This is a genomic window from Asanoa sp. NPDC050611 (genome assembly GCF_040654855.1).
Classification (GTDB): Bacteria; Actinomycetota; Actinomycetes; order Mycobacteriales; family Micromonosporaceae; genus Asanoa.
The window spans coordinates 1-5,705 of record NZ_JBFAIU010000419.1 but is presented as its reverse complement, the minus strand read 5'-3'; the positions used below and the strand labels follow the sequence as shown (position 1 = coordinate 5,705).

Annotated in this window: 5 protein-coding genes and 1 pseudogene; 4 read left to right on the top strand and 2 right to left on the bottom strand. The window is 73.2% G+C overall.

Annotated elements, in window-relative coordinates; all coding sequences use genetic code 11:
- Window positions 1–169: 169 nt before the first annotated feature.
- Window positions 170–790 (bottom strand): hypothetical protein, encoded by a 621-nt coding sequence (locus tag AB0H87_RS36985; protein ID WP_360156840.1) that lies wholly within the window; start codon window positions 788–790, stop codon window positions 170–172.
- Between the two features lie 116 nt (window positions 791–906).
- On the opposite strand from AB0H87_RS36985, the gene AB0H87_RS36980 reads away from it, so the two are divergent.
- Together AB0H87_RS36980 and AB0H87_RS36975 are read left to right on the top strand one after the other, a co-directional pair.
- Window positions 907–1,254, top strand: a complete 348-nt coding sequence (locus AB0H87_RS36980; RefSeq protein WP_360156837.1) for an SgcJ/EcaC family oxidoreductase — start codon at window positions 907–909, stop codon at window positions 1,252–1,254.
- The gene (locus tag AB0H87_RS36975) at window positions 1,251–2,171 is read left to right on the top strand and encodes a sigma-70 family RNA polymerase sigma factor (RefSeq protein WP_360156834.1); all 921 of its coding nucleotides are present in this window, start codon (window positions 1,251–1,253) and stop codon (window positions 2,169–2,171) included. Before AB0H87_RS36980 ends, AB0H87_RS36975 begins: the two co-directional genes overlap by 4 nt.
- 8 nt (window positions 2,172–2,179) lie before the next feature.
- Here AB0H87_RS36975 and AB0H87_RS36970 read toward each other — a convergent pair whose 3' ends face one another.
- A complete protein-coding gene (locus AB0H87_RS36970; RefSeq protein ID WP_360156831.1) occupies window positions 2,180–3,766 on the bottom strand; it encodes an MFS transporter in 1,587 nt (528 codons plus the stop codon).
- 198 nt (window positions 3,767–3,964) lie between these two features.
- On the opposite strand from AB0H87_RS36970, the pseudogene AB0H87_RS36965 reads away from it, so the two are divergent.
- Window positions 3,965–4,221 (top strand): annotated as a pseudogene (locus AB0H87_RS36965) (DUF4235 domain-containing protein).
- A 67-nt stretch (window positions 4,222–4,288) separates the two neighbouring features.
- Window positions 4,289–5,680, top strand: a complete 1,392-nt coding sequence (locus tag AB0H87_RS36960; RefSeq protein WP_360156828.1) for a serine/threonine-protein kinase — start codon at window positions 4,289–4,291, stop codon at window positions 5,678–5,680.
- Window positions 5,681–5,705 lie beyond the last annotated feature (25 nt).

Here is a 5,705-nt window from a genome sequence, read left to right as displayed (position 1 = left end):
GGCGTTTCCCCGCTACCACGTCTCGCCGCACACCCGATCGCTGGCCGCGGCCATGCTCGCGACCGACAACCTGGGCCCGTGCTCCGCCGCGTTGTGATCGACAACGATGATGACCTTCGTCCGCCGGCATCGCCATCGGCACGGTCTTCTTCCGCCGGCGGGCGCGGAACTAGGTCAGGCTCCGGTCGTGTGAGCCACGCAGGACGGCGGCGGCCAGTTCCGGCAGGCGGTCCGGCTCGACCAGCCCGGCCAGCCGCGCCGGGCTGCTCGGCAGGCGGACCGCCTTCGCCGCCGCGGTGACCCGTTGGTCCAGGTACGGGCGGACGTCCGGCCAGACCGCCTGGGCCTCGCGCAGGTAGATGTCGGCGCCGGTCGGGCCGATGCCCGGGAACTCGGTCAGCGACGTGCGCAGGGCCGCCCGGTCGCCGGCCGCCGCCGTGTGCATGCGCCGCAGGTCGCCGCCCCAGCGGTCCAGGGTGAGCTGGGCACCGTCGGACAGTTGGCGGATCGCCGGTCCCGCGTAGCGGACGTAGTGCGCGGCGGCCAGCGTGTGCCAGAGCGTGTGCTCGTCCGCGGCCAGCATGGCCCGCGGTGTGGTGAGCCCGGCCCGGAACAGCTCGCGGGCGCCGGCCACCGCCACGTCCGCGGAGATCCGGGTGCTGAGCAGCTTGACCAGCACCAGCAGCTGGTAGAGCGGCTGCGGCCGGTCGGCGAGGCGGATGCCCGCCTGGTGCGCGTAGGTCTCGCCGTACCGGTCGAGCAGCCGGTCCACCCGGTCGTTTTGGGTCATGCGCCCCGCATTTCCCGGGCGAGCCCGTCTAACCGGGAATTTTGTTCCGGCGGGCGATGAGTTCGGGCCGGCGGCGCGGTACATATCTCGACCGCTTTTCGAGGAGGAGGATCGAGATGATGGATCTGCTTGACCGGGTGTACGCCGCGTGGGGCGACGCGGACGCGTTCGCGGCGCTGTACCGCGCCGACGCCACCGTCGTCATGCCGGGCGTGTTCCGGCAGGGTCGCGACGCCGTGCGGGAGTCGATGGCCGCGGCCTGGGCCGGGCCGTTGCAGGGCTCGCGCCCGGTCGACGAGCCCGTGGACGTGCGCGAGTTCGGTGACACGACGGTGGTGGTGAGCCGGGCGGGGATCCTGCTGCCGGGCGAGACGTCGCTGGCCCCGTCCGCGCGGCGGCTGGCGACCTGGGTGCTGCACCGTGGCGAGGTGGCCGCGTACACGAACACACCGGGGGTCGCGTGACCGAGGTCGCCGAGGACTACCGGTCCGAGCTTCTGGTGCACTGCTACCGGATGCTCGGATCGGTCGACGACGCCGAGGACGTGGTGCAGGAGACGATGCTGCGCGCGTGGCGGGCCGAGTACGACCCGGAGCGGGCGTCACCGCGTACGTGGCTCTACCGGATCGCGACGAACGCCTGCCTGACGGCGCTGAAGGGCCGCGCGCGGCGCCCGCTGCCGTCGGGCCTCGGCGCGCCCAGCGACGACCCCGACGCGCCCCTGACGCCGGCGTTCGACGTCCCGTGGCTGCAGCCGTTCCCGGACGCCCTGCTGCCGGAGGACGCGGCCGTGCGGCGGGGCAGCCTGCGCCTGGCGCTGGTCGCAGCACTGCAGGTGCTGCCACCGAAACAGCGGGCGGTGCTGATCCTGCGCGAGGTCCTGGAGTTCTCGGCGGCCGAGGTGGCCGAGCTGCTGGAGACGTCCGTGCCGGCGGTCAACAGCGCGCTGCAGCGCTCCCGGGCGGCGCTGTCGTCGATGGGCGAGGGCGCGGTGGCCGAGCCGTCCGACGCGACGGTCCGCGCGACCGTCGACCGCTACGTCCGCGCCTTCGAGGTCGCCGACGTGGACGGGCTGGTCCGCCTGCTCACCGCGGACGCGGTGATGGAGATGCCGCCGGTCCCGCTCTGGTACCGCGGCCGCGCGGACTACGCGGCGTTCATGCGTCGCGTGTACGCGCTGAACGGTGAGGTCTGGCGGGTGGTCCGCCTGGCCGCGAACACGCAACCGGCGTTCGCGGCCTACGTCCGGACGGATGCCGGCTTCACCCTGCACACGCTGCAGATCCTGACGGTCTCGGCCGACGGCCAGGTCGCCCGCAACGTGGTGTTCCGCGACCCGGCCGTCTTCGCCGACTTCGCCCTTCCGGCGGCGCTCTCCTGACGCCCGGGTCAGGTGGTTCCCGGTGCCGGATCGACGCCGCGGTGTGCGCGGGCGCCGGCCGGCTGGTCGGCCGCGGTCCGGCCGCCGGGCTCCGAGTCGCCGGCCGTCGGACCGCCCTCGTCCGGCGGTGGCGCGCCGGTCGGCAAGGGCGCGTGTGCCTTGATCAGCAAGAAGATGATCAGTGCGCCCACCGCGAAGATGCCCGCCGAGACCAGGAACGCGACCTTGTAGCCCGCCACCGGTGCCTCCACCGCCGCGGCCGGGCCGACGTGCGTCGCCGCGTAGCTGCTCGTCACGCTCACCGCGATCGTGCTCAGCAGCGCCGTGCCGACCGAGCCGCCGACCTGCTGCCCGACGTTGACCAGCGCGGACGCCACGCCCGCGTCGTCGCGGTCGACGCGTTCCGTGGCCGTGTTGATCGCCGGCGCGAAGATCAGGCCGAAGCCGAACCCGAGCACCGGCAGCGCCGGGAAGATATGCACCCAGTAGTTCGACGTCGAGTCGATGAAGTACAGGTAGACCATCCCGACCGCGGACAGCGCCATCCCGGCCGTGATCAGGATGCGCGAGCCCAGGATCGGTTGCAGCCGCACGTTGGCCAGCGTCGACCCGATCAGCACGAACAAGATCATCGGCAGGAAGGCGACGCCGGTCAGCACCGGGCTGTAGCCCTTGGTCAGCTGCAGGTAGAACGTGAGGAACAGGAACACCCCGAAGATCGCGATGGCCGCGAGCGCGACGGAGAGGTACGCGCCGCCGCGGCTGCGGTCCAGCACGATGCGCAGGGGCAGCAGCGGTGCCCGCGACCGGCGCTCGACCTGGACGAACGCGAGCAGCAGGACCGCCGCGACGATCAGGCTGACGATCGTCAGGATGTCGCTCCAGCCGTCGGACGCCGCCCGCGCGAAGCCGTACACCAGCAGGAAGAGTCCGAGGACCGCGCAGACCGTGCCCGTCCAGTCGATCCGCGGCTTGGTGGCGGGCCGCTGGTTGCGCAGGTAGTACTGCCCGCCGATCCAGGCGACACCGGCGAACAGCAGGTTCACGAAGAAGCACCACCGCCACGACGCGTACTCGGTCAGCACGCCGCCGAGCAGCAGGCCCACCGCGCCGCCGCCGCCGGCGACCGCGCCGTACACGCCGAATGCCCGCCCCCGTTCAGCGGGTGACTGGAACGAGTTCGCGATCGTCGACAGCGCCGCCGGGGCGAGCAGCGCGCCGAACGCGCCCTGGAAGGCCCGGGCGACCACCAGCACCCCGAACGTGGTCGAGGCGCCGCCGGCCGCGGACGCCGCCGCGAAGCCGATCAGGCCGATGATGAACATGCGTTTTCGCCCGAACAGGTCGCCGAGCCGGCCGCCGAGCAGCAGCAACGACCCGAACGCGAGGGCGTACGCGGTCACCACCCACTGGCGGTCGCTGTCGGCGAAGTGCAGCGCGTCCTGCGCCGCCGGCAGGGCGATATTGACGATCGTGGCGTCCAGAACGACCATGAGCTGAGCGATCGAGACGATCACCAGGATGGTCCAGCGATGCTTGTGCTCGAACTCGCGGTCGGCGTCGTATCGCTGCGCCGTAGCGGATTGTGTCGTCATATGTCTTCCTCGGCCGAAATGACCGGAAAAATCACTCTAACGCGTGGCTCGATCTCCACGTTATGACGCGATGCGGTCACCACCAGCGACAACGGCTACTTGATCGCGTGTCCTCGGTCTCACGCTCGGGAGGCGTTTACGGCTCCAGCCGGTCGGGCATTGCCGACCGCAAATCCCCGAGGAGAGGCGATGGGCGTCATGGGCAAGTTGGCGTACAAGCCGGTCGGCGTGCTGCTCGGTGTCGCGGCGGGCGTGCCGGTGCGGTGTTCAAACAGGTCTGGAAGCGGATCTCCGGTGACGACGACGCACCGAACGCCACCGACGAGGAGCGCGGCTGGGGCGAGGTGCTGCTCGCCGCCACCATCCAGGGTGCGATCTTCGCGCTGGTCAAGGCCGCCGTCGACCGGGGCGGCGCGGCGGGCGTCAAGCGGCTGACGGGGCGCTGGCCGACGTAACGGTTCTGTGCCGCAGTGCCGAAGCTCAGGGTCGGGGTCGCCGCCAGTCCGTACGATGGTGTCCGCTATGTCGACGCTCGCGCCCGGCCTTCGCCTGCACGACCGGTTCCTGCTGGTCGGGCGGATCGGTGTCGGCGGGATGGCCGAGGTCTGGCGGGCCGACGACACCGTGCTCGGCCGCCCCGTCGCGGTCAAGGTGCTCAACCCGTCGGTCGGCAGCCACACCACGATCCGCCTCGCCACGCACCGCGAGGCACGCGCCGCCGCCGGGCTGACCCACCCCAACATCACGCGGGTGTACGACTACGGCGAGGCGGCCCTGCCCGGTGGCGGCCTCGCGCCGTACCTGGTGATGGAGCTGGTCGAGGGCGGCGACCTGGCCGAGCGCCTGGCCGCCGGCCCGCTGCCCTGGCCCGCGGCCGCGGCGATCGCCGCCCAGGTGGCCGCCGGCCTGGCCGCCGCACACGCGGCCGGCGTGGTGCACTGCGACATCAAGCCGGGCAACGTGATGCTCACCCCGGGCGGGGTGAAGATCCTCGACTTCGGCATCGCCGGCCTGGCCGGGACGCCGGACGGCGACCTGCGCTACGGGACGGTCGGCTACTGCGCGCCCGAGCGGCTGGCCGGCGCCGACCCGACACCGGCGGGCGACGTCTACGCGGTCGGTGTCCTGCTCGCCGAGGCCCTGGTCGGCCGGCGCCCCGAGTCGGCACACGGCGTCGCGCGGTTCCCGATGCTGCCCGGCGTGCCGCCGGCGCTCACCCGGCTCGGCGCGGCCTGCCTCGCGGCCGACCCCGCGGCCCGGCCGACGGCCGCCGAGGTGTCCGACGCTCTGGGTGACCTGGCCACTTCGGCACCGGCCCAGGCGCTCGCTGCCCGGCCCGTGTCACCCGGCCGTGCGGTGGTGCCCGCGCCGACCAGCCTGCTCCGGTCCCGGCCCGACCCGGAGCCGGAGCCCGTCGGCGGCGGCGTCCGCAACCCGATGCGGGCAGTGGCCATCGGCGGCGTCGCCGCCGCGCTCGTCGTGATCGCGATCGTGCTCGCCATCGTGGCCAACCCGGGCGGCGACGGCACCCCCGGCGGCACGGTGGCCCAGGCGGGCGCCAGCCCACCGGCCGGCGAGGCCGCGGCGGAGAAGACCACGGAGCCGCCGACACCGGAGCCGACCGACGAGGCGAGCGCGCTCGCTGCCTTCGAGTCGCTGCTGGCCCAGGCGGTCGACGACGGCAAGATCGACGAGAAGGCGGCCGAGCGGATCACGAACCGCCTGGACGACCTCCGCGACGCGGTGGCCGAGGGTGACGACATCGAGCGCGAGGCCCGCGACCTGCGCGGCGAGCTGCTCCGCGACCGCAACAAGGAGCACGTCGACGAAGAGGTCCGCCTCCAGCTCGCGCGCCTGCTGATCCCGTTCAACGCGAACGGCGGCGACCGCGACGGCGGTCCTGGGCGCGGCTAGTCCCGGCCCGGCCGGCGCGGATCAC

Coding starts and splice junctions, on each gene's coding strand:
- AB0H87_RS36985 (WP_360156840.1), bottom strand. CDS start 790: ATGACCCAAAACGACCGGGTGGACCGGCTGCTCGACCGGTACGGCGAG.
- AB0H87_RS36980 (WP_360156837.1), top strand. CDS start 907: ATGATGGATCTGCTTGACCGGGTGTACGCCGCGTGGGGCGACGCGGAC.
- AB0H87_RS36970 (WP_360156831.1), bottom strand. CDS start 3,766: ATGACGACACAATCCGCTACGGCGCAGCGATACGACGCCGACCGCGAG.
- AB0H87_RS36960 (WP_360156828.1), top strand. CDS start 4,289: ATGTCGACGCTCGCGCCCGGCCTTCGCCTGCACGACCGGTTCCTGCTG.